The sequence below is a fragment of the Haloferula luteola genome, from assembly GCF_014201715.1.
GTDB classification, from domain to species: Bacteria; Verrucomicrobiota; Verrucomicrobiia; order Verrucomicrobiales; family Akkermansiaceae; genus Haloferula; species Haloferula luteola.
This window is the reverse complement of record NZ_JACHFD010000008.1, coordinates 56,519-79,028: the sequence shown is the minus strand read 5'-3', so window position 1 is coordinate 79,028 and position 22,510 is coordinate 56,519. Positions and strand designations below refer to the sequence as shown.

18 protein-coding genes are annotated in these 22,510 nt (G+C 59.8%); 10 read left to right on the top strand and 8 right to left on the bottom strand.

The genetic code is table 11. The annotated features are described in order from the left end of the window. Positions 1-7 precede the first annotated feature (7 nt). From HNR46_RS09365 to HNR46_RS09355, 3 genes are read right to left on the bottom strand one after another with little or no spacing between them, the layout of a single operon-like run. Positions 8-1,318 carry a TRAP transporter large permease gene (locus HNR46_RS09365; protein WP_184018091.1) on the bottom strand — a complete coding sequence of 437 codons (1,311 nt, stop codon included), beginning with the start codon at positions 1,316-1,318 and terminating at the stop codon, positions 8-10. After that, on the bottom strand, positions 1,315-1,818 hold the full coding sequence (locus HNR46_RS09360) for a TRAP transporter small permease (protein ID WP_221285096.1): 504 nt from the start codon (positions 1,816-1,818) through the stop codon (positions 1,315-1,317). The genes HNR46_RS09365 and HNR46_RS09360 overlap by 4 nt, the downstream gene beginning before the upstream one ends. Continuing rightward, entirely contained in the window at positions 1,815-2,843 is a 1,029-nt protein-coding gene (locus tag HNR46_RS09355; RefSeq protein ID WP_184018088.1) for a TRAP transporter substrate-binding protein, read from the bottom strand. Before HNR46_RS09355 ends, HNR46_RS09360 begins: the two co-directional genes overlap by 4 nt. 172 nt (positions 2,844-3,015) lie before the next feature. Here HNR46_RS09355 and HNR46_RS09350 point away from each other — a divergent pair, with 172 nt between their 5' ends. Further along, positions 3,016-4,989, top strand: coding sequence for a glycoside hydrolase family 88 protein (locus tag HNR46_RS09350; protein ID WP_184018086.1), 1,974 nt, complete (start codon positions 3,016-3,018; stop codon positions 4,987-4,989). A 68-nt stretch (positions 4,990-5,057) separates the two neighbouring features. Here HNR46_RS09350 and HNR46_RS09345 read toward each other — a convergent pair whose 3' ends face one another. Together HNR46_RS09345 and HNR46_RS09340 are read right to left on the bottom strand one after the other, a co-directional pair. Then, on the bottom strand, positions 5,058-5,939 hold the full coding sequence (locus HNR46_RS09345) for a rhamnogalacturonan acetylesterase (RefSeq protein WP_221285095.1): 882 nt from the start codon (positions 5,937-5,939) through the stop codon (positions 5,058-5,060). A 79-nt stretch (positions 5,940-6,018) separates the two neighbouring features. After that, positions 6,019-6,777 carry a DeoR/GlpR family DNA-binding transcription regulator gene (locus HNR46_RS09340; RefSeq protein ID WP_184018084.1) on the bottom strand — a complete coding sequence of 253 codons (759 nt, stop codon included), beginning with the start codon at positions 6,775-6,777 and terminating at the stop codon, positions 6,019-6,021. 58 nt (positions 6,778-6,835) lie between these two features. Between HNR46_RS09340 and HNR46_RS09335 the strand changes: the two genes are divergently transcribed. Next, on the top strand, positions 6,836-7,651 hold the full coding sequence (locus HNR46_RS09335; RefSeq protein ID WP_184018082.1) for a Cof-type HAD-IIB family hydrolase: 816 nt from the start codon (positions 6,836-6,838) through the stop codon (positions 7,649-7,651). A 16-nt stretch (positions 7,652-7,667) separates the two neighbouring features. Here HNR46_RS09335 and HNR46_RS09330 read toward each other — a convergent pair whose 3' ends face one another. Then, entirely contained in the window at positions 7,668-8,957 is a 1,290-nt protein-coding gene (locus HNR46_RS09330) for a DEAD/DEAH box helicase (protein ID WP_184018079.1), read from the bottom strand. A 279-nt stretch (positions 8,958-9,236) separates the two neighbouring features. Between HNR46_RS09330 and HNR46_RS09325 the strand changes: the two genes are divergently transcribed. The 4 genes from HNR46_RS09325 to HNR46_RS09310 all read left to right on the top strand — a co-directional run bounded on the left by HNR46_RS09325 (position 9,237) and on the right by HNR46_RS09310 (position 15,191). After that, entirely contained in the window at positions 9,237-10,781 is a 1,545-nt protein-coding gene (locus HNR46_RS09325) for a CotH kinase family protein (protein ID WP_184018077.1), read from the top strand. A gap of 57 nt (positions 10,782-10,838) precedes the next feature. Continuing rightward, positions 10,839-11,771, top strand: coding sequence for a diacylglycerol/lipid kinase family protein (locus HNR46_RS09320; protein ID WP_184018075.1), 933 nt, complete (start codon positions 10,839-10,841; stop codon positions 11,769-11,771). A 104-nt stretch (positions 11,772-11,875) separates the two neighbouring features. Next, on the top strand, positions 11,876-14,194 hold the full coding sequence (locus HNR46_RS09315; protein ID WP_184018073.1) for a beta-galactosidase: 2,319 nt from the start codon (positions 11,876-11,878) through the stop codon (positions 14,192-14,194). 142 nt (positions 14,195-14,336) lie between these two features. Continuing rightward, positions 14,337-15,191, top strand: coding sequence for a DUF4394 domain-containing protein (locus HNR46_RS09310; RefSeq protein WP_184018071.1), 855 nt, complete (start codon positions 14,337-14,339; stop codon positions 15,189-15,191). 70 nt (positions 15,192-15,261) lie between these two features. On the opposite strand, the gene HNR46_RS09305 is transcribed toward HNR46_RS09310, so the two are convergent. Beyond that, positions 15,262-16,464, bottom strand: coding sequence for an MFS transporter (locus HNR46_RS09305; RefSeq protein WP_184018069.1), 1,203 nt, complete (start codon positions 16,462-16,464; stop codon positions 15,262-15,264). A 164-nt stretch (positions 16,465-16,628) separates the two neighbouring features. Here HNR46_RS09305 and HNR46_RS09300 point away from each other — a divergent pair, with 164 nt between their 5' ends. From HNR46_RS09300 to HNR46_RS09290, 3 genes are read left to right on the top strand one after another with little or no spacing between them, the layout of a single operon-like run. After that, positions 16,629-17,561, top strand: a complete 933-nt coding sequence (locus tag HNR46_RS09300; RefSeq protein ID WP_184018067.1) for a hypothetical protein — start codon at positions 16,629-16,631, stop codon at positions 17,559-17,561. 27 nt (positions 17,562-17,588) lie between these two features. Then, entirely contained in the window at positions 17,589-18,023 is a 435-nt protein-coding gene (locus tag HNR46_RS09295; RefSeq protein ID WP_184018065.1) for a hypothetical protein, read from the top strand. Between the two features lie 60 nt (positions 18,024-18,083). Next, the gene (locus HNR46_RS09290) at positions 18,084-20,789 is read left to right on the top strand and encodes a glycoside hydrolase family 78 protein (protein WP_184018063.1); all 2,706 of its coding nucleotides are present in this window, start codon (positions 18,084-18,086) and stop codon (positions 20,787-20,789) included. Positions 20,790-20,914: 125 nt separating this feature from the next. On the opposite strand, the gene HNR46_RS09285 is transcribed toward HNR46_RS09290, so the two are convergent. Beyond that, positions 20,915-21,088, bottom strand: coding sequence for a hypothetical protein (locus HNR46_RS09285; protein ID WP_184018342.1), 174 nt, complete (start codon positions 21,086-21,088; stop codon positions 20,915-20,917). A 230-nt stretch (positions 21,089-21,318) separates the two neighbouring features. Here HNR46_RS09285 and ald point away from each other — a divergent pair, with 230 nt between their 5' ends. Further along, positions 21,319-22,443, top strand: coding sequence for an alanine dehydrogenase (gene ald / locus HNR46_RS09280; RefSeq protein ID WP_184018061.1), 1,125 nt, complete (start codon positions 21,319-21,321; stop codon positions 22,441-22,443). The last annotated feature ends 67 nt before the right edge of the window (positions 22,444-22,510 follow it).

Here is a 22,510-nt window from a genome sequence, read left to right as displayed (position 1 = left end):
CAAAAGCTCACTCCAGCTCTCCTAGCGCCCTCGGCAGCCACAACGATAGGTCCTCCCAGTAGGTGATCACCAACAAGGCTGCAAACATCGCAATGTAGAACGGGACCATCGCCTTCGAGACCCCCGCAATCTTCGCTTTTCCCACGCCGCAGCCTAGGAAAAGGCAAGTTCCCACCGGTGGTGTGCATAGACCGATGCACAAATTCGCCACCATGATGATCCCGAAATGCACCGGGTGCAGATCGATCGCCACCGCCACAGGCAGAAAGATCGGTGTGAATACAAGAATAGCAGGGGTCATGTCCATGAACACCCCCACCAGCAACAGCGCCAAATTGATCAGCAGAAGGATCACCAAGGGATTCTCCGAAACCCCCAGCAGCGCATTCGCCGCCACCTGAGGAACTTGTTCGATCGTCAACAACCGGCTCATCGCCGCACTCGTACCTACCAGCAGAAGTACGATTCCCGTCGTACGCGCGGATTGAATCAGAATCTGTGGCAGTTGCGACCACCGGATTTCCCGGTAAATCACCGCCACCAACAACAATGCCCACAGCACCGCCAAGGCCGAAGACTCGGTGGGCGTCATGATTCCCCCGAGAATCACGCCCAACACCAAAACCAGCATCAACAAGCTCGGAAACGCCCGCAGGAACGAACGGAGAAACGGCGGCACCTCCTCCACAACAGCAGCTCCCGCCGGTGTCTCCCGTCGGAAACCACGGCTCACCATCAGGGCCACGATCATCAATGCCAGTCCCGACACCACCCCTGGGAAGATGCCCGCCAGGAACAATGCTCCCACCGAAACATTTGAAGCCACCAGAGCATACACAATCATCACATTGCTTGGCGGAATCAACAATCCCGTCGTCGCCGCCGTCGCCGTCAGTGCCACACTGAAATCACGAGGATATCCCTTGCGCTCCATTTCAGGAATCAATGAGCCGCCAATCGACGATATCGCAGCAGTCGCCGAGCCTGAAACGGCGCCGAATAACATGCAGGTCAGCGTATTGATCAATGCCAAGCCACCCGGAACACGCCCCACGATCGCGGCTGCAAAGTCGATCATCCGCCTCGCGAGACCGCCAGCCGCCATCAACTCTCCCGCCAAAATGAAGAACGGAATCGCCAACAGCGGGAAGCTATCCAGGCCATTTGCCATATCACTGGCCAGGGACACTAGGGAACCATCCCGACCGAGCGCCAGCGCCCCCAATAGAGTCGCCAGCCCGATCACAAAAGCCACCGGCACCTCCAACAAAAGAAGCACCACAAAGGCCACCAAAAGCACGGCAAGACCGACACTCATCGCGCCTCCCCCCTTTCTCCGAAGCTCTTCAGACTCCTTATCACCTTGCCCCCCGCCATCAACGTGATCAGCGAGCCTGCCAGCGGCAGAACCAAGTAGAACCACGCCTTCCGGATATCGAGAGCCGACATCATCTGTCCCGCCTCCCACCGGCTCACGAATAGCTCCACCCCTCCGGCCACCAAAACCGCTAGCGAAAAACCGAAAACGCCGAGATGCGATACCAGCAATGCAATTCTTTGCGCGGCCGGATCCAGGCGGGAAACCAGCACATCCACCCCCAAATGGCGGTCGTCCGCATAGGCCAGTACTCCTCCCAATAAGGCCAGCCACACGAGCAAAAACCGTGCAAGCTCATCGGTCCATGCCGGCTGGTCATTCAACACCTGTCGGGTGAACACTCCCCACAGCACATCCAGCACCAAGGCGGCAAACAGCACGGCACAAAGCGCGCTGAGCACCTTCACCAAGGCGCGGTGAAATCTCCCGTGATGCATCATTCCACCTCCTGAATCCGTTTCACCATCGCCGCCCGCTCTCCGGTCGCGTAGGCCTCCGTCACCGACTCCGCCGCAGCGCGAAATGGAGCCGGATCTGCCTCAAGAATCTCGACCCCACTCTCTCTGAGCTGTTGGAGCGATTTCTCCGTTTCTTCCGCCCACAGGGCACGCTGAAACAGGCTCGATTTCTTCATCGCCTCCTGCATCCAGCCCCTCTCGACCTCGCTCAAGCCGCTCCACAGTTTCTCACTGCACACCAACACATCGGGGATGCTCGAATGCTCATCGAGAACGTAGTGTTTGCAGATCTCAAAGTGGCGGCTTGAAAGGAAGCTTGGTGGGTTGTTTTCCGCTCCATCCACCCCCCCTTGCTTCAATGAAGTATAGAGTTCCCCGAAGGACATCACCACCGCAGAGGCTCCCATGGATTTCACCGTATCCTCCGCCACTGGGTCCTGCATCACTCGGATTTTCAAGCCTTTGAGATCCTGAGGCCCCGTGACCTTGCGGGTCGTATAGAAACTCCGGCTGCCCGCATCGTAGTATCCCAAGCCCACCAGTCCACTGGTGGCGCCGGAACCATTCGTCTCCATCGCCTTGAGCAGATCCGCCCCGACCGGACCGTCGAGCGTGCTCCAGTAATGCTCACGATCCCGGAACAAATAGGGAAGGCTGAACAATTTGAACAACGGCACAAAATTGCCGATCGGCGCGGCACTCACTTTGGTCACATCGATCGCCCCCTGCTGCACCTTCTCCAGGCACTCCGTTTCATTCCCCAATTGCTCACTGGGATAGATCTCGACCTTCAACGCCCCGTTCGAAAGGCGCGCCAGCTCCTCGCCAAATTCCACAATACCTTGGTGCACCGGGTGATTCACCGGCAGTGCATGGGCCACGGTGAGCACACGGCCACCGCCGCCAGGAGCATCCGCCCGTTGCCCTAAGAGGGCAAAGGTCAGGCAGGCTCCCAACAGGCCGACCAATAGGCCGACCACAAAGAGAGAGGTTGAGGCTTTCATCATTCTGGGTTTCGAAACAAAAGGCTCGGAAGGCTCTCCCGACGATCTCAATCCTGGCAACCTCCCCGAATGGGGTGAAGCAAAGGGTCCTCAATCCACCTATGGGAACGGAAATCCGCGACATTTCCTCATCATGTGGTAGCGGATGAGCCGGAAAGCCTAAGAAACCTTTCAAATGAACCTCTTCCACGCCCTCACTCTCACCGCCTGCCTGATCGCGCCCGCCTGGTCCGCCCCCTCCGCTTCAGAGATTTCCACCACCCTGAAAAAGGCCGCCGACTGGCAACTCAAGCACCCTTCCCAGCATCCGGTCACCGACTGGACGCAGGCTCCCTACTTCCTCGGCTTGCTCCAGCTCCACCAAGTGACGGGCGACGATCGCTACCTGGAAGCCGTGCGCGCTTTTGGTCGCCAAGCCTCCTTCGGCCCCGGCCCGCTGGTCATCCACCCCGATGATCACGCCGTCATGCAGGCTTGGCTCGACCTCTACGAGCACGACCACGATCTCGCCAAACTCCGTCCCACGCTGGAGCGTTTCGATGCCCTCATGAAGGGACTGCAGGACCGACCTGCCGTTGCCGAATCCGGAGGCACCTTCACCTACTCCTGGTGCGACACGCTCTTCATGTCTCCCCCCGTCTGGACCCACCTCAGCCAGATCACCGGAAATCCGAAATTCTTGGATTGGGCAGACCGCGAGTGGTGGACCTGCGTCGATGTCCTCTACAATCCCCAAGAAGCACTCTTTTACCGCGATCGCCGCTTCTTCAATCAGCGCACCGAATCGGGTCGCCAAGTCTTCTGGTCGCGCGGCAATGGTTGGGTGATCGGAGGCCTCGTCAACGTCCTCAACCGACTTCCCTCCGACCACCCCTCACGGCCCAAATACCTCGGCCTCTACCACGACATGATGCACGCCTTGGTCAAACTCCAGGGCACTGACGGACTTTGGCGCACCAGCCTCCTCGATCCCGAAGGCCCCGTGGGAGAATCAAGTGGCAGTGCCTTTTTCACCTACGGCATGGCCTGGGGCCTGAACCGCGGATTGCTGCCCGAGGAGACTTTCCGACCTGCTCTCCATCGGGCCTGGGACGCGTTGCAACGATGCGTACAAGCCGACGGCATGTTCGGATTCGTCCAGCGCATCGGTGATCGCCCCGGCGCTGCCGGGCCCGAATCCACTGAAGTCTATGGCACTGGCGCCTTGCTCCTCGCCGGATCGGAAATGCTGCGTGGCCTCGATTCCTCCAAAGCCCAACCCGAACTTGAAGCCTGGGCCCACGTGACCCTTCCGAGTCGTTTCCTCCGCGAAGCCCCGGCCGTCCGACTCCGCTATGTTCCGGAGCGAGTCGACGACTTCGCCTTTGAAAACGACCTCGTCGCTTTCCGCGCCTACGGTCCTGCCCTTCGTTCCGGCGCCGAGGACGGCGGCATCGACGCTTGGCTCAAGCGCGTTCCCTATCCGGTCATGGACAAATGGTTCATCGAAGACGTCACCCAGCTCACCGAATACCAAACCGCCGAATCCACGAAGGCCCCCGAATGGGGTGCCAAATCGTATCACGAAGATCAGGGAGAAGGATACGATGCCTACAAAGTCGGCGACACCCGGGGCTGCGGTGGGATCTCCCTGTGGATTGATGGCAAGCCTGCCAACCTTGAAACCTATACCGCTTTCCAAATCCTCGAATCCACTCCCGAACGCGGTATCTTCGAGCTCAGTTATGAAAACCGCCTCGCCGATGGACGCACTGCTCGCGAAACCAAGCGCATCACGATCGAACTCGGCCAACGCCTCATCGATTGCGAATCCTCCTTCACGGTGGATGGCCAACCGGGCACCTTCGAAGTCGCCATCGGCCTGAAGCATCAGACAAGTGGCGCCCACCTCACCGCCCAGCCTCAGGCCGGAATCTTCAGTCTGTGGGAATCCATCGACGGCTTAGGCTTTGGCGCAGGGATCGTCCTGGATCCCGCATCGGTCATCACTTCCACTGAATCCGGCCAAGGGGATCAGGAGCAATCCCTCGTCATCGCCCGGACCGATGCTCAGGGCAAAATCTCCTGGTCGACCGGCTTTGCCTGGGAAGGCCAAGGGGACATCACTACCGAACAGGCTTGGCTGAAGTATCTCTACGAATCCCGCTGAGATTTCCATCGCTTGCGAGGTCCGTCGTCACCGGGACGACGGACCGAGCCCTCGCAAACGAGCCCAGCTCAACGCTCGAAAGCCGCGACGTCCTCCCCTTTCGTCGACAGAGCAAACGCCAAAGGGTTCGGGGTCAAAGCTTTCACCCCGGAGATCACCGCCCGCGCATTCAAAGCCGCCCCCTCGGGCGAAGTGTGAGTTCCGCGATCCGCAAACATCGGCTCCACCGCGGCTTTCCCCATCTCCTCATAGATCCGCGCAATGATCTCGTTGAGGTCGATGAAATCCGCGCCCGAAGCCTCGGCAGCCTGCTGAGCCCACAGCGACCACCCCTCGCGGGTTCGGTTCACCTTCCCGTCAACATTCCAGCTCTTCCGAGGAATCGGCGAACAGATGATCGCGCGTGCGCCCTTCGCCCGCGCACCTTCCGCAAACTGCCGCAGATACCAACCGTAGCTGTGAACCGTTTCTGGCTTGCCCGTTAGGATATTCACGATGTCTACCGTCTCCTCGCCATTGCTCCGAAGCGTTCCGCGGGCACGGGTCGACGCATTCACAGGCGGATCTTCATTGATCGGTGATGCATCGTTGTGACCAAATTGCATGATCACCACATCCCCCTCCCGCAACTGCTCGGCAACTTCGTGCCACCGGCCTTCCGTGTAGAAGGTTCGCGAAGAACGACCGCCAATCGCTCGATTCACCACATTGATCTTCTTCGGATCGAAAAGCGGGCCTAACTCCTCCCCCCATCCGCGCTGGCCAGGAGTGCCGACCTTCACCGTTGAGTCGCCGATCACCCATAAGGTCGGCAAACTTGGGGAAGCTTTGTTCTCCTTTCCTCCGTCCTTTTCGACCGGCTGATCGTCCAGCCCCTGCGCCGCACAAAGCCCCCCGCCCACCAGCATCGCCAGCACCCGGTATCCCATCGCCTGGAACCATCGTTTCATCGCTTCATCCTGCCGCCGGGTCGGAGGCCACCGCGATACCTTGAGCGGGGTACTCGGAAAGCCCGCAACCCGCCATCCCTCAGTGGACCCTCTCCACTGGCAAGCCCGCCTCCCGCAGAGCTTCCACTGCCGGAGCCGATGCCGACTCATCCGTCAGCAGATAGTCGAGTTCGGAAATCGGAGCGACCTCGTAGTTGGCCGTTCCTCCCAGCTTGTCGCCCGTCGCCAGGACCACCGTCCTCGATGCATTGCGAATCATCGCCCGCTTCACCAGGCATTCATCATGATCCAGATCGGTCACACCGAACTCCGCATGGATCGAACAAATCCCCAGAAAGCAGATATCCGCACGGATCTTCTGATAGGCTGCAATCGTTTCCGCACCCACCGCAGTGAGGCTCGACTTCAACAATCGTCCCCCAATCAACAAAATATCGACATTGGGAAACTCGGCGAGCGCGGTCGCCGTTGCCGTGCAGTGGGTCACGACCGTTCCCCGAAAATCCCGCGGCATCCGTCGCGCCAACTCCAACACGGTCGACCCCGCGTCCAGAAACAACAGCTGTCCCGGCTGAATCAATCGCGCCGCTGCCGCCGCGATCCGCTGCTTTTCCCCCGTACGCTCATGCGAGCGCACCCGGATATCCGGATCGGTCGTCGATAAAGGAACTGCTCCTCCATGAACTCGCCTCAATTGCCCGCGCGCAGCCAACTCCGCCAAATCCCGCCGCACAGTATCCTCCGATATTTCCAGCCACTTCGCCAGTTCCGCCGACAAAACCCGTCCGTCTTCTTGCAGCTTTTTGCGGATTTCCTCCAATCTTTCTTCCTGTAGCATCGCTTTGTTGCGTTTTTTACGTTGATTAACGGTTTTTCTGCGTCTTGTTAAGCCTGAAATGAGAGCACCCCTGAAACTCGCCGCCATCGACCTCGACGGTACTTTGCTGAGCCCCGACAAGACCATTTCCGCTGAAAATCTCGCCGCCCTTCAACAACTTCGCGAAGCCGGGCTCGAAATCGTCGTCGCCACGGGTCGCCACATCACCCGAATTGGCAGCATCATGCCTTTTGTGCCCGACGCTCGCTGGGTCGTCACTTGCCAAGGCGCGGCAGCCCATTCTCTGCAAAAAGGAGAATCCATCCACTCCGTCCATCTTACCCCGGAGGAGGCCAATCTCATCCTCAAAACCGGCGAACAACTCGGTTTCTCCTGCATCATCTATGCAGAGGATCAGGTCCGCACCCTCGGCAAAGGTCCGTTCATCGACTTCTACGGCGCCTACGCTGGTGGCATGCCCCAAGCCTCCTCCCCGGCCGAACTTGAGGGCCTCCGCATCCACAAGCTAATCTGGCTCGGGGAAGAAGGCCGCATCGACGGCCTACCTGAACTGCCCGAGGTGAAAGCCATTCCTCTCTATCAGATTCGCACCCACGAATGGATTTACGAATTCCTCCCACGGCAGGCATCGAAGGCCGTCGGAGTTGCCGCGGTCGCCGACCTGCTCGGAATCAAGGCCGAGGAAGTCGTGGCCTTCGGGGACGCCGACAACGACATCCCATTGTTCCAATGGGCGGGGCATTCCTTTGCCATGCCCCATGGCATGCCAACGGCGCGCGAAGCAGCCCACGAGATCGCTCCCGTCGGCCCCCCGGAAAGCGCTTTCGCGCGCGCCGTGGCCACTCTCCATTTGGTGCCCTGCACCCTTCCGTGATTCGCCGGGAGCGTGCTCACGCCTTGGCCGGGCGCCGACGGCGGCGGCGGCGTGAACGCGCAGGCTTCGCACCATCCCCGGGCGCTCCGCCACGGGAAGGACGACCCTGCTTGGCCGACTTTTTCGCGGCTGGCCGTCCAACGGGTAGCTTACTGAAGTCCTCAAGGTGCCACTCATGGCCCGCATCGACCGAGACCTCTTGGCGAATCAGTTTTTCGATATCGCGCAGATACTCCCGCTCGTCTTCGGAGCAGAAAGACACCGCCCGGCCCGTCGCACCAGCCCGACCTGTACGACCGATCCGGTGGACATATGCCTCCGGCTCATTCGGCAGATCGAAATTCACCACCAGCGTCACATCACGCACATCCACACCGCGGGCCGCGACATCCGTCGCCACCAAAACCGGCAGGCGTCCGGCACGGAACTTCTCCAAGGTGCGATCCCGCTGACTCTGGGTGCGATTCCCATGAATCGCTTCCGCAGCAAATCCTGCCTGAGTGATCTGGCGAGCCAACTTGCTTGCGCCATGCTTGGTGCGGGAGAACACGATGCTCAGCTCTCCTTTTCCTTGTCGGCTCAATTGATCCAAGAGAAGCGCACGCTTGTTTTCACGAGCCACGAAACACACCGACTGGTCGACACGATCGGAAGTTCTTACCTCCGGCTCAATCGTCACACTGGCGGGATTCTGCAGAATCTCATGCGCCAGCTTCACGATGGGCGGCGCCAAAGTGGCAGAGAAAAACAGCGATTGGCGCTTTGCAGGCAACAGCGAGACGATCTTCTGCACATCGCGCTGGAAGCCCATGTCGAGCATCCGATCCACCTCATCGAGCACAAAGAACTCCACTCGGGAAAGATCGATGAAACCCTGCTGAACCAGATCCAACAACCTCCCGGGGCAAGCGACCAGAATATCGACTCCCTTGCGCATCGCGTCGACCTGAGGTCGTTGACCCACGCCGCCATAGACCAATGCGTGGCGCGACTTCAGGTAGGTGCCGTAGTTCTCCAGGCTCTTGCCCACTTGGCTGGCAAGCTCGCGGGTGGGAGTCAAAACCAGCACCCGAGCCGACTTCGGTCGCAAGCCTTGGGGATCCCGATGGAGTGCATCGAGGATCGGCAAGGAAAATGCCGCCGTCTTGCCGGTGCCCGTTTGAGCGCAGCCCAACAAATCCCGACCCTGCAAGAGCAGCGGAATCGATTGGGCCTGGATCGGCGACGGAGTCGTATAACCGCGCTCAGCAAGCGCACGCTGGATAGGCGCTGCCAGGGGCAACGCCTCAAAGGAGGTCGGATTCATGTGGGTGAGAGGGCCCGGCGGCCAGAAAATGGCGCGGGCGGGGGTTCGATGAAATCGTTGTTGGAGAACCCAGAACCTTTCCTCTCATCGATGAAGACCGGAAACGGGAGGACGGCGCGAATTGCCGTCCGCAGTCCGGAAAAGTCGCCGGACAGCGGCCCGGTAATGCGGAAAAACGAACTTAGCAAGGAAGAACCCAACGCATTTCCGCAAAAATCAAGATACCTCCCCCTCCGATCGGGTGCGAAACCGTTGCAGACTGACGGGGTTCCCCGCTCCATGAAGCTCCGTCCCCTATGGTTTGCCTGGCCTTTTCTCGCCAGCCTCCCCACCTCCGCCCAACGCCCTGATGGCCCACCCCCCATGGGTGGCCCTGGGCCGATGATGGAGCCGCACCAGGAAATCCAAAAGCGCTTCGATGCCGACGCCAATGGCATTCTCGAAGGCGACGAAGTCCAATCCGCTCTCGCCTACCTCAAGGAACAAGGAGGAGATCGTCGCCGGGGATGGGGACCAGGCGCTCGCCCTGGCCCACCTCCGCAAGGCCGAGGGGGACCTGGGGGCCCAGAAGATTCTCAGGAGCGCCCCGCGCCTGGCACTGGTGAATCTTTGTCTCCCAGCGACACCCAATACCTGCTAGGTTCCGACCTCTATGACTCCGATCTCCTTAGTACTTTATTCCTGGAGTTTGAAAGCCCGACCTGGGAATCGGAAATGGTGGCCTTCAAGCCCACCGACGTCGAGACCCCGGCACTCCTCACCCGCGACGGACAAGTGATCGGCCGCGTGGGTGCCCGGTTCCGTGGTGCCTCTTCGTTCATGCGAACTCGCGACGGTGAAAAACGCTCACTCAACCTGTCCATTTCCGCCTTCGACGATTCCCTCCGGCTCGACGGTTACCGTACTTTGAACCTGCTCAACGCGGCGGGAGACCCGGGCTATCTCAGTGCACCCCTCTATTCCTTCATCGCCCGCCATTACCTGCCAGCGCCCAAGGTCAACTACCTTCGCGTGGCCATTCAGGGAGAAAATCGCGGCATCTACATCAATCAACAGCAGTTCAATAAAGACTTTACCCAGGACTTCTTCTCATCCTCCAAGGGCAGGCGTTGGCACGTCCCAGGAAGCCCCAATGGCCAGGGATCTCTGCGCTTCCTCGGGGAAGACAAATCCGCTTACGAAGGCATCTACGAAATCAAAACCAAGGACGAGCCCGAAGCTTGGCAGGCTCTGGTCAAGCTCACCCGCACCCTTGATCAAACCCCGCTCGAATCCTTGAAGACCGAGCTACCCAAGGTTCTCGACGTCGACGGGGCCCTGGCCTTCCTGGCCGTCGAAAACGTGCTGATGAATTCCGACGGATACTGGACCCGCGCCAGTGACTACAGCCTCTATCAGGACGAAAAGGGCATCTTCCACATCGTGCCGCACGACATGAATGAAGCCTTCCGCGCCGACCACGGACCGGGGGGGCCACGCGAAAGCACCTCTCAGGAGACCCCTTTCAATCTCGATCCATGGGTCGCTGCGGAGAACCCGGATCGCCCCCTTATTTCCCGCCTTCTGGCCGTTCCCGAATGGCGCGAACGCTATGGGCAACTGGTCCGCGAAATCGCCTCGAAATGGCTCGATTGGAAGAACCTCGAACCGATCGCTCGTCGCCACCAGGACCTGATCCGAGAGGAAGTCGCGAAAGACCCGCGGAAGCTCGACTCCACGGAAGCCTTCGACCAGAGCTTGGCCGAACTGAAAGCCTTCGCCGACGGCCGCCGCTCGTTCCTTCTCCACCATCCGACCCTCACCGCCTCGACGGCCGCCAAATGATTTCCCCTCGGGCGATTGGACAAGGTCCTTCGATGGAGTATCGATGATGCGATCGTCATGTCGACCCTCCCTCGCATCCTCGTCATCTTCAATCCCACCGCCGGCCAGGATCCGGCGGAAAAGGTTCGCCCTGCCCTGGTCCAAGCGCTCGACGACGGGGGATTCGAATACGAAATTCGAGAGACCCAAGGAGAAGGCGACGCCCGTCGCTGGGCTCGCGAAACCGAGTGCGATCGGGTTCTCGTCTCCGGCGGTGACGGCACCATCATGGAGGCCATGTCAGGGCTCATCGAAAACCCTCGCGACGTTCCCCTCGCCCAACTCCCCTCAGGCACCGCCAATCTGCTAGCCAGGGCACTCGCCATCCCCATAGACCGAGAAGACGCGCTCCAGCTCGCCCTCCACGACGGCGTCGCTGTTTCAATGGACGTTGGCCATCTCATCGACCATGACCGCTACTTCGCCCTCATGGCTGGCTCCGGATGGGATGCGGACCTGATCAAGGCCGCCGACCGGGAACTCAAAAATCGTCTCGGCTTTTTCGCCTACGTCATCTCTGGCCTGAAAAGCCTCTTCTCCCTCACTCGCTCGCGGATCCAGCTCACCGTCGATGACCAGACCTTTCGCTTCCGGGCCCATACCGTCATCGCCATCAACGTCGGTGAAATTCACGGCTCCGGAGTCGCTCTCGGGTCCAACCTCAGCCCTCACGATGGCAAACTGGACCTCGCCATCGTCTCCCCCAATAGCCTCGCCGGCATTCTCCGGGTCGTTTTCCGGCTGCTCACCCGCCGCTACGATGGCGCAACTGAGCTTCGCTACTTCAAGGCTGAGCGCATCCGCGTGGAAGCCCACCCCCCGCTGAACCTGGAAATTGACGGTGAGCCCATCGGCACCACGCCCTTCGAGGCCCACGTCGTCCCGGGTGGAACTCAACTCATCGTCCCACGCGACTACGCCCAAGCCAAAGGGCTGCTACCAAAGGCCTGAAGCCCCCTCCTATCTGGGGGGCACTCTCACCACACCCGCTTGCAAGAAACCCTTCTTTAAGCATGTAATGGGCGCGCTGCATTCACAAACGACTCGTTTCTTCCATGTTGAAGCTCTTCAAAAACCTGACTCTTGCCACGGCACTGCTTTCTGCCGTTCCCGCGCCGGCAGCCGATCACACCTTTGAGATCGGCAAAAAGGACTTCCTGCTCGATGGCGAGCGGTTCCAAATGCGTTGCGGAGAAATTCACTTCGCTCGTGTGCCCAAGGAATACTGGCGCCACCGTCTTCAACTTTGTAAGGCGATGGGACTCAATACCGTCTGTGCCTACCTTTTCTGGAATCTTCATGAATTCGAAGAGGGCACCTACAACTGGTCCGGCCAGGCCGACGCGGTGGAATTCTGCAAGCTCGCGCAGGAAGAAGGACTGTGGGTGGTGCTTCGTCCCGGTCCGTATGCCTGCGCCGAGTGGGATGGCGGCGGCCTACCTTGGTGGCTGCTCAAAAAAGAGGACATTGCCCTGCGCTCCCGCGATCCCGATTTCCTCGCCGCAACCCAGCGCTGGCTCGCCGAAGTCGGCCGCGTCCTCGGCCCCATGCAAGTCACTCACGGCGGCCCCATCCTCATGGCCCAAGTGGAAAACGAGTACGGATTCTACGGCAAAGATGCGGAGTACATGGGCGAGCTTCGCCAAGTGATGATCGACTCTGGCTTCGACATCCCTCTCTTCAATTGCAACCCGCGGTGGAACCTCCGCGATGGATACCGCGATGACCTTTTCTCCGTCGTCAACTTCGGCAGCGACCCCGCCGGTAGCTTCGAAGAACTTCGAAAAATTCAAAAAGACGGCCCTCTCGTCTGTGGCGAATTCTACCCGGGCTGGTTCGACACCTGGGGTGCCCCCCACCACCTCGGCAACCTCGATCAGAATCTTGCCGACCTCGACTACATGCTCAAGGAAGGGGCCTCGTTCAGCATCTACATGGCCCACGGTGGCACCTCCTTTGGAATGTGGGCCGGCGCCGATCGCCCATTCAAGCCGGACACCTCAAGCTACGACTACGACGCACCCATCAGCGAAGCCGGTTGGATTGGCGACAAGTTCGACAAGACCCGCGCATTGATGAAGCGCTACCTGCTGCCCGGAGAAACACTCCCCGACCCTCCTGCCGCCATGCCGGTGATTTCGGTCCCCGAGTTCACCTTCAGTGAAGTGGCTCCGATCTACGACAACCTGCCGAAACCTGTCATGAGCGACACCCCCAAGTTCATGGAAGCCTACGATCAAGGTCACGGTGCCATGCTCTACCGCACCAAGGTGCCCGCCGGACCCTCCGCCTCATTGGAGCTCGATCAGGTTCATGACTTCGCCTGGGTTCGACTCGATGGCAAGAACGTCGGCATCATGGATCGCCGCTCCCGGCGGTTCAAAGTGGTTTTGCCACCTCGTGATCAGGAAGCCGTGCTCGATATCCTCGTCCACACCATGGGCCATGTGAATTTCGGCAAGGAGATTCATGACCGGAAAGGCATCTCCGGCGATGTCCGCCTCGGCGGAGAATCCCTCAAGGGTCCGTGGGGAGCCTATTCGCTGCCACTCGATGACTCGATGCTTGCGTCCCTGAAATGGCAACCGGCCACGGGAGCTCCTGAGGGGCCCAAATTCTGGCGCAGCACCTTCTCCCTGGAAAAGGCAGCCGATACTTACCTCGACCTCCGCAGCTGGGGCAAGGGCGTCATCTGGATCAACGGCCACTGCCTCGCCCGCTACTGGAACATCGGCCCCACGCAAACCGCATACGTCCCTGGCCCATGGCTCCAAGAAGGTGACAACGAAATCATCATCCTCGATCTCGTCGGACCTGAAAAAGCCAGCTCAGCTGGACTCGAAACCCCCATCCTCAATGAGCTGCGCCCGGAACTCGACTTCGCACGCGGACTCTCTGCCAAAGCCGAATTGAAACTCGACGGCGTTCGCCCGATCATCGAAGGCTCCTTCGACTCCACCAAGGACGCCAAAACCATCGAGTTCAAAATCCCGGCCAAGGGTTCTCAATTCTGCCTCGAAGCCCTCAGCTCCCACGACGGCAAACCTTTCGCCGCCATCGCAGAACTCGACCTGCTCGACCGCCAAGGCCACTCGATCTCCCACGCCACTTGGAAGATTGCCTATGCCAGCAGCGAGGAAATGGTCGGCGAAGACGGCTCCGCCACAAATGCCATCAACGGCCAAATTTCGGACTTTTGGCATACCGAGTGGAAAAATGCTCAACCCGGCTACCCCCACCGCATCGTCATCGACCTCGGTCAGGAAGAAACCGTCGCCGGGTTCAAGCTCGTCCCCCGTGCTGGGAACAACCCGGGTGATATCGCCAAATACCGCGCCTACGTTGGCAACGGCTTGGCCGTCGAAAAGGAGTAATCTCCCGCTTCGGAGCTTTTTTCCCCGAAAACTCACTCGGTGAGCATCCGAGTTTCTACGAGGCACGTTGTTTGTCAGAGAAGCGCGATTCGCGCATCCCGCCGGATCCCTTCTCTGACGTCCAAATTGCCTATCCCAACGTATGAAAATCAAACTGCTCGGGGCCACTGGCCTCCTCATTCTCACGTCCTCGACCGCCCACGGGGCAAGCCTCGTCGGCCTTGTCGAACTCGGCGCAGGATCCCAGGCCCTCTCCATGTTCGATTCGAGCAGTCCGGGGATCGCTTCGGGAGCCCCTGTGACCATCTCAGGCCTCGGCAGTGGTGAGAGCCTGCTTGGCATCGACTTCCGTCCAGCGACCGGACAGCTGTTCGGCCTTGGATCCAGCGGATCTCTTTACACCCTGAACCTCTCATCGGGTGTTGCCAGCCAAGTCGGCTCGGGCTTTGGAAGCGCCCTTTCGGCCACTTCTTATGGATTCGATTTCAATCCCGTGATCGATCGCATCCGCATCGTGGGAGATGACGACTCGAATACGGTGGGCCATCCCGATCTCGGCACGGCGACCATTGTCACCTCCGTCTTCTATGACTCTGGAGATGTGAATTTTGGAGCCAACCCCAACGTGGTTCACCACGCCTACACCAACAGCTTCTCACCCGCCCCTTCATCCACGCAACTCTACGCCATCGATACGGCTCTCGATATCCTCGTCGCCCAGGCCAACAGCGCTGGCACACTCACGACCATCGGTTCATTGGGCATCGATGCGATGGACCTTGGAGGGTTCGACATTGCACCCGATGGCACAGCCTACGCGGCCTTTTCCAACGGCCTCGTTACCACCCTCTACACTCTCGACCTGACCACCGGATCCGCCACGATGATCGGCAACCCAACCGGATCGCTATCGGGTCTCGCGGTGGTTCCAGAGCCGACCACTGCCCTGCTGTGCAGCGCTGCCAGCTTGCTAGGGCTTCGGCGGCGGCGCGCCTGAAGCACGGCGTTTCTCCACGACCCACTCCCTGAAGCCCGGGCCTCAACGCCCGGGCTTTTTCGCACCCACCTCACTCGGCCATCCGGACCTGGCGGAATACCCACAGGCTGCAAAGGCTGATCGCAATCGCCATCCAGCCGAGTCGGTCGAAATGGTTCAACGCTCCCCCCGCACCCTTGCTTACCACCATCGCGCCGATCGCCGCGGTCGTTCCAGAGGCCAAATCCCTCGAACAAGAAACCAAACTCATGTATGCCCCCCGCCGCTCGGAAGGAACCGCCAGCGAAATCGTCGCCTGCGCTGGCACGAAACGCCCACTCGCAAACACGAAGAAGAAAGCCGCATTCACCAACACATGCCACAGCGGCAGCGGGCCGGAGTTCGCGATGTGAAACACAATCCCACAGGCAAACACCACCAACACGCAGAAGATCCGAAATCTCCCGTGACGGTCGGCCATCTTCCCGACGAAAGGACCGGTAAAAATCGTCACCACGCCGCCCACCAAGTAGACCAGGAACAGATGATCCTCTGAAACCCCCACATTCCCCACCAAATAAGGAGAAAGGTAGGGGATGATCATGAAGTGCCCCATCACACAGGCCATCATCAGTCCAATCCCCGTCCAGGCATTGCCGTCCTTCAACAGCACCAGAAAGTCCCGGCCAGGATTCGCGCCTGATCGATCCAAATGAGCTCGAACCGGTGGCAGCACCTTCGCCAACAGCACCCAGACACCCGCAGCCAGCACCGCGATCACCAAAAACGGCGCTTCCCATTTCCACCACTGCGCCAATTTCAAGCCCAATGGGACGCCCAATGCCGCCGCAGCGGAAAAGGCCGTCATGATGATCCCCATGCCCCGGGCCCGCCGCTCTGGAGGCACCACATCGGCCACAATCGTCAATAGAGTCGCGCTGCTCACCCCCCCGAAGGCGCCGCACAAGGCCCGCGCCACCATCAGCATCTCCGCCGTTTTCGACATCCCACAGGCCAGACTGCCCAACACAAAGCCCGCATAACACACCAACAGTAGCTTGCGCCGATCAAACCGATCGGCAAACGGCGCCATCGCCAGACCCACCACCCCAGAAGTCAGCGCAAACGCCGAAATGATATGACCGAAGGCCGCGGCGGAAATGTCCAATTCTCGCATCAATTGCGGACCCAGTGGCATCACCACCATGAAATCCATGATGTGGGTGAACTGCACCGCAGCGAGGAGCGGAAGCAACGAGCGTTCGGAAACGGGGGACGCAGACGAAAGTGCCATGATGCTAGCGCTCGTGCGAACGCGCGGACTCCCTCGCACCCGAGCCCCCCCCCATGCAAGCCCGGTAGCCCGAACCACCTGTCGGGGTTTTTACGCGTCAACCCTCCCTCCACCTACGAAGATGCGTCATTAACATCGCCACCCGGCTTTGTTATGCCTTCGCCATGAAGGTCAATGTGTGGGTTCTGGTCGGCGTGACCATTTTGGTCGTCGCCATCGAAGAGGCGCGAATGGAGGGTCTGAAAAAACACCTCGCTGAGCACAGTCAGGTCTCTAGCCCCGTCGCTTCCTCCCATTCCTCGTCCCTCCCTCCGGGAACCCCATCGGACGAAGAAGCGCCTCCCAAATCAGCCCTTCGGGATCCCAAGACCCCCGACGACGATCGCCCTCCCGTCGACCTCGCCCGCAGCGACATGGGAAAAACGCTCCGCAAAATGAGCGAAAACGAGATCGGCCGCTCAATGATGGCTCAAGGCGTCAAAGCCATGGCAGCCCAATGGTATGCCGATCTGATCAAAGACTTCGGACTCAACGCCGACGAAGCCGACTATTTCCTCAATCTCAAGGCCCAATCTGCCGCCGAACAACAGCAGATCGGCATGAAACTTATGGGAGCCAACGAGGAAGAACGCCAAGCTCTCATGGAAGAGATCGAGCAATCCCAAAAGGACAACGAAGAGGCCATCCAAAGCTTCCTCAATGACGATCAAGATTTCGCATCCTATCAGCACTACGAAAAGCGCCTCGCGGAGCACCAGCAACTCGACACCCTCCGCCAGTCCATGGCTGGAACGCAATCCCCTCTTCGTCCAGAACAGGAGGATGCCCTCGTCGAAGCCATGTATGAAGCCCGAACCCAACATCAGAGCGTCGATTGGAACGGCACCGAAGGCTTCGCCGCCCTCGAGGCCGCCGATGCGCGCGAACGTTTCGAAAAAGATTGGGATACCCAAAATGCAGCCGTTCTCCAACAGGCCTCCGAAGTCCTCGACGATCCCCAAATGAAAACCTTCCGCACCTACCGGGAACAGATGAAGGAAATGCAATTGATGGGAATTGAAATGGCTCAAAAGATGTTCCAGCGAACGGAAGATTGACCTCAAAATCCTTCGAACTTTCGACCCATGAAACCGCTCACATTGATCCTTCTCGGCAGCCTCGTCGGGCTGGTGTCGCCCCTCGGCGCGGAGCCCGTGGCGCCGACGGTCCGATCCCAACTGGAGATACCCGGCTGGATCCAATTCACGGGCAGTCGCTTCGCCTTTTCGGCGGGATGGGTGCCCTTCTCCTATGGGATTCGGCGCGATCTGGTAACCTCCGCGGTGATCGAAATCGATTGGGATGCCTTTCACCCCTCCGGTGAACCGGATCCAGCTCCCCTCACGGAAATCAGCTCCGAGAGAACCCAGAACACGCCAGCCTTGCTTAGGATCACAACCTCCGAGTTCGACTCCGACGGGCGTCATCGATGTTATGAGATCCCAGGTCTCACTTTTGCCACCGCTCCGGAATTCCTTCAAAAGGTCCTCATCGAGTTGGCCAAAGATCCGAAGGAATAGCGTCAGCCGGCCACCTTCCATGAAAGATACCAGCCGGAGGCGACGAAATCTCCGCGCCCGATGAAGTTTTTCCTTTCTCTCTGCCTCCTCGTAGGAGGTCTCTCGTCGATCCCCGTCAGCGCGTCGACCCTCACTGCCGAACACTTACGCTGCGAGTATCTGGATCGGCCCATCGGGATCGACACCCTCCACCCACGTCTCACCTGGTGGGTCACCTCCAATGCCCGCGCCCAGCGCCAGACCGCCTACCAAATCCTCGCCGCCAGCAGTCAGAACGACCTCGACGCCGGAAACGGAGACCTGTGGGACAGCGGAAAAGTGCCCTCCGACCGCACCACTCATGTCCCCTATCAGGGCAAACCGCTCACCTCCGGGCAGCAGGTCTTTTGGAAAGTTCGAGTCTGGGATGGAACCGGGGATCCTTCGTCTTTCAGCGAAACCTCTACTTTCGAAATGGGGCTGCTGTCGCCCGACGATTGGAAGAGTTCATGGATCGCTCGCACCACCGACACGGAGGATCGGCCTGCTCCCATGTTCCGCAAAGAATTCTCGCTCGACCGGCCCATCCGTCGCGCTCGGCTCTACATTTGCGGACTCGGTTACCAAGATATTCGCCTCAACGGCGGCAAAGTCGGCGATGCGTTTCTCGATCCAGGCTACACCCGGTATGACCGCCGTGATCTCTACGTCACTCACGACGTCACTTCGCAACTCCACCCGGGAGCCAACGCCCTCGGCGTCACCCTCGGAAATGGCTGGTTCAACGTCCAGACCCGTGCGGTTTGGAACTTCCACGAGGCCCCGTGGCGTGAAGCACCCAAATGGACCGCTCGCTTGGTCATCGACCACCCCGAAGGCCTGCCCACGATCATCACCACCGATGAAAGCTGGAAAACCTCAACCGGCCCCATCCTCTTCAACAGCATCTACGGCGGAGAAACCTATGATGCCCGCCTCGAGAAACATGGCTGGGACCAACCCGGTTACGACGATGCCGATTGGCAGCCCGTGAAAATCGTCTCGGCGCCGAAAGGCAAACTCGTCGCCCAGATGATGCCGCCCATTCGGGAAACTGAGAAAATTCGACCCGTAAAAATCACCGAGCCCAAGCCCGGGGTTTTCATTGTCGATATGGGGCAGAACTTCGCTGGCCACGTCCAACTCAAGGTCAAAGGACCTGCCGGCACCTCCGTCGCCATGCGACACGCCGAGCGCCTTTTCCCCGACGGCACCCTGGATGCCCGCGATAGTGAACAACACGTCAAACGGCTGGGAGCCGATCAGGCTTTCCAAACCGATACCTACATCCTCAACGGCAAAGGCGAAGAAACCTGGCACTCTCGCTTCTGCTACCACGGCTTCCAATACGTCGAGGTCACTGGCTTCCCTGGCACCCCCACTCTCGACAACTTCGAAGGCCGCTTCATGCACTCCGACGTCGAAGCCGTCGGACACTTTGAATCGTCCAACGAACTCTTTCGCTGGATCAACGACGCTGGCCGCTGGTCCTACCTCAGCAACCTCTACGGCATCCCGACCGATTGCCCTCACCGCGAAAAGAACGGCTGGACCGGTGATGCCCACCTCATGTCGGAGCTTGGCATGTTCACCTTCATGAGCGCTCCGATCTACACGAAGTGGCTCAACGACCTCGCCGACGAACAACGACCCACTGGCGAACTTCCCGGCATCGTTCCCAGCGCCGGCTGGGGCTATCAAGTCAATGGCCCCGCCTGGGACTCCGCCATCCTGCTGCTGCCACTCCACATGCTGGAGTTCTACGACGACTCTCAGCTGCTAACCACTCACTACGAGTCGATGAAGCGTTACGTCGACTACCTCGCCGGCCGCGCCAAAGACCACATTCTCGACTTTGGTCTCAACGACTGGATGCCGGCCGAAACCCAGACACCCACCGACATCACTTCCTCCGCCTACTTTTACCGCGATGCCCAGGTCGTCGCCCGCACCGCGGCCCTTCTCGGGAAGTCCGACGACCAACAGCACTACACCCAACTCGCCCACGACATCCGCCAAGCCTTCAACCAGAAGTTCTATCAACCCGACACCGGCATTTACGGCAATGGAGGGCAAACGTCCCTCAGCTGCGCCCTCTATCAGGGCCTCGTCGAGCCCGATCAACAACCCCGTGTCTTTGCCAACCTCGTCGCTGAAGTGGAAAAACGCGGGCATATCGATACCGGCATCCTCGGAGCCAAATACCTCATGCCCGTGCTCTCCAACGGTGGCCGCGCCGACCTCGTCTACCGCATCGCGACTTACCCCGATCGACCAGGCTACCAATGGTGGCGCGATCAAGGGGCGACAACCCTATGGGAAAAGTGGGACGGAACCGAATCCCGCAATCACATCATGTTCGGCGATGTCCTCTCCTGGTTCTATCGGTCCGTCGCGGGAATCAGCAACGATCTCGCAGCACCCGGCTTCAAAAACATCCTCATCCGCCCACAACCTGCAGGCGATCTCACCTTCGCCAACGGTCGTGTCGACACCATCCGCGGCCCCGTCACCACCGCTTGGAAAATCGACGATGGCACTTTCCAGCTCGACCTGACGATCCCCGCCAATGCAACCGCCACCGTTTTCATTCCAGGCGCGAGCGTCGACGAGGTGAAGGAAAGTCAAAAACCCGCCGCCATGGCTGAAGGCGTCCTTTCCTCTCGCCAAGAAAATGGCGACGCCCTCTTCCAAATCGGCTCAGGGACTTACCACTTTTCGGCACCCTCCCGGATTCCCGGAAAATAAAACTCCCGCCCCCCGGGTCCGCTCGGCGTCATGCCTGAAATGCGGATGGGGGCCGGGATGGGAATGGACGAACCCATTCAGGAATCGGGAGAACCCATGCTGCCCTCCCTTCTTCCTAACAAAGCTTATTCCTTATCGTCCATCTCGACGTCAATCGCGCCGGTATCCTTGTCTTTTTCGACCTTCATACCGCCGCCCGGAGTATCCACATCGAGCACGGTTTCTTTGCGATCACAAGCCACGGCACCCACAGCAAACAGAGCAGTGGCCAACATCAGGGTCAGTTTTTTCATTTTCATGATTCTCAGGGTTGGAAAACCCTAACGGGTAGGCCGCATCTCTGAACTCCGCAAGAGGGTTCGAAAAAGTGCGTAGTCCGGCTTGCAGCAACGCGGCTCATGCATTTCCTCCATGAAACTCATTTCACTCATGGATTCCCACCAAATCGGTGCGAGGATGGCAGGTGGCCTGCTCCCGCCCTCGGCTCGACTCGGAGCGGCCTTGCTGCTCCTGACTCGAGAACCACACCATGAACGAACCTTCATCGCCTTCAACCGTGGGCGTACCACGGGAAATTAAGCCTCAGGAAAAACGCGTTGCCCTGATCCCCTCCACCGCCGCCGAGCTCGTCCGCCATGGCCATAAGGTCGTCGTGGAAAAAGGTGCCGGAGCCGGAGCTGGATATCTGGATGCCCTCTACGAAAAGGCCGGAGCGACCCTCGTCGATAGCCCCGAAGCGGTCTTTGAAGCCGCCGACCTCATCGTCAAAGTCAAGGAGCCGCAAGCTCCCGAAGTGGCCATGCTTGGCCCCCAACACACCCTTTTCACCTACCTCCACCTCGCCGCCGATGCCGAGCTCACCCACGGCCTCATGGCCTCCGGAGCAACCTGCATCGCCTACGAGACCATCGAGATCAACAAGCGCCTGCCGCTGTTGGAACCGATGAGTGAAATCGCCGGCCGCATGTCGTCCATCGTCGGCGCCTTCCACCTCGGCACCCAAAATGGCGGTCGCGGCACCCTCCTCGGAGGCGTTCCCGGTGTCCTCCCCGGACGCGTCTGCGTCATCGGAGGCGGATCCGCCGGCGTCAACGCCGCCCGCGTTGCCATGGGCATGGGTGCGGACGTCACCATTCTCGAAGTCGATCTCGAGCGCATGCGTTTCCTCGACGTCACGATGGGATCCGCCAACACCCTCTACTCCAACGAAGCGAACCTCATGGAGATGCTGCCCCGCGTCGACCTCCTGATCGGCGCCGTGCTGGTTCCTGGTGCCAAAGCGCCGAAGTTGATCACCCGCAAAATGCTGCGGGAAATGCAACCCGGCTCCGTGGTGGTCGACATCGCCGTCGACCAAGGCGGCTGCTGCGAGACCACCCGCCCCACGACCCACGAGAACCCCACCTTTGTTGAGGAAGACGTGCTCCACTACTGCGTGGCCAATATGCCCGCAGCCTATGCTCGCACCGCCACTCAGGCCCTTACGAACATCACTTCGAAGTACGTCCTCGAGTTCGCCAACTACGGCCTCGAAAAGGCCGTTCTCCGCACCCCCGCCCTCGCGGGTGGCGTCAACACCTGGATGGGCAAACTCACCTGCCCAGCCGTCGGCGAAGCCCACGGCATGGAGTCGGAGGTTTTCTCGGTCAACTGATCGAACCTCCCCTCCCTCCCACGCAAGAACTCCAGCGGGCTGGCGTATGGCAAACCCACCACGCCAG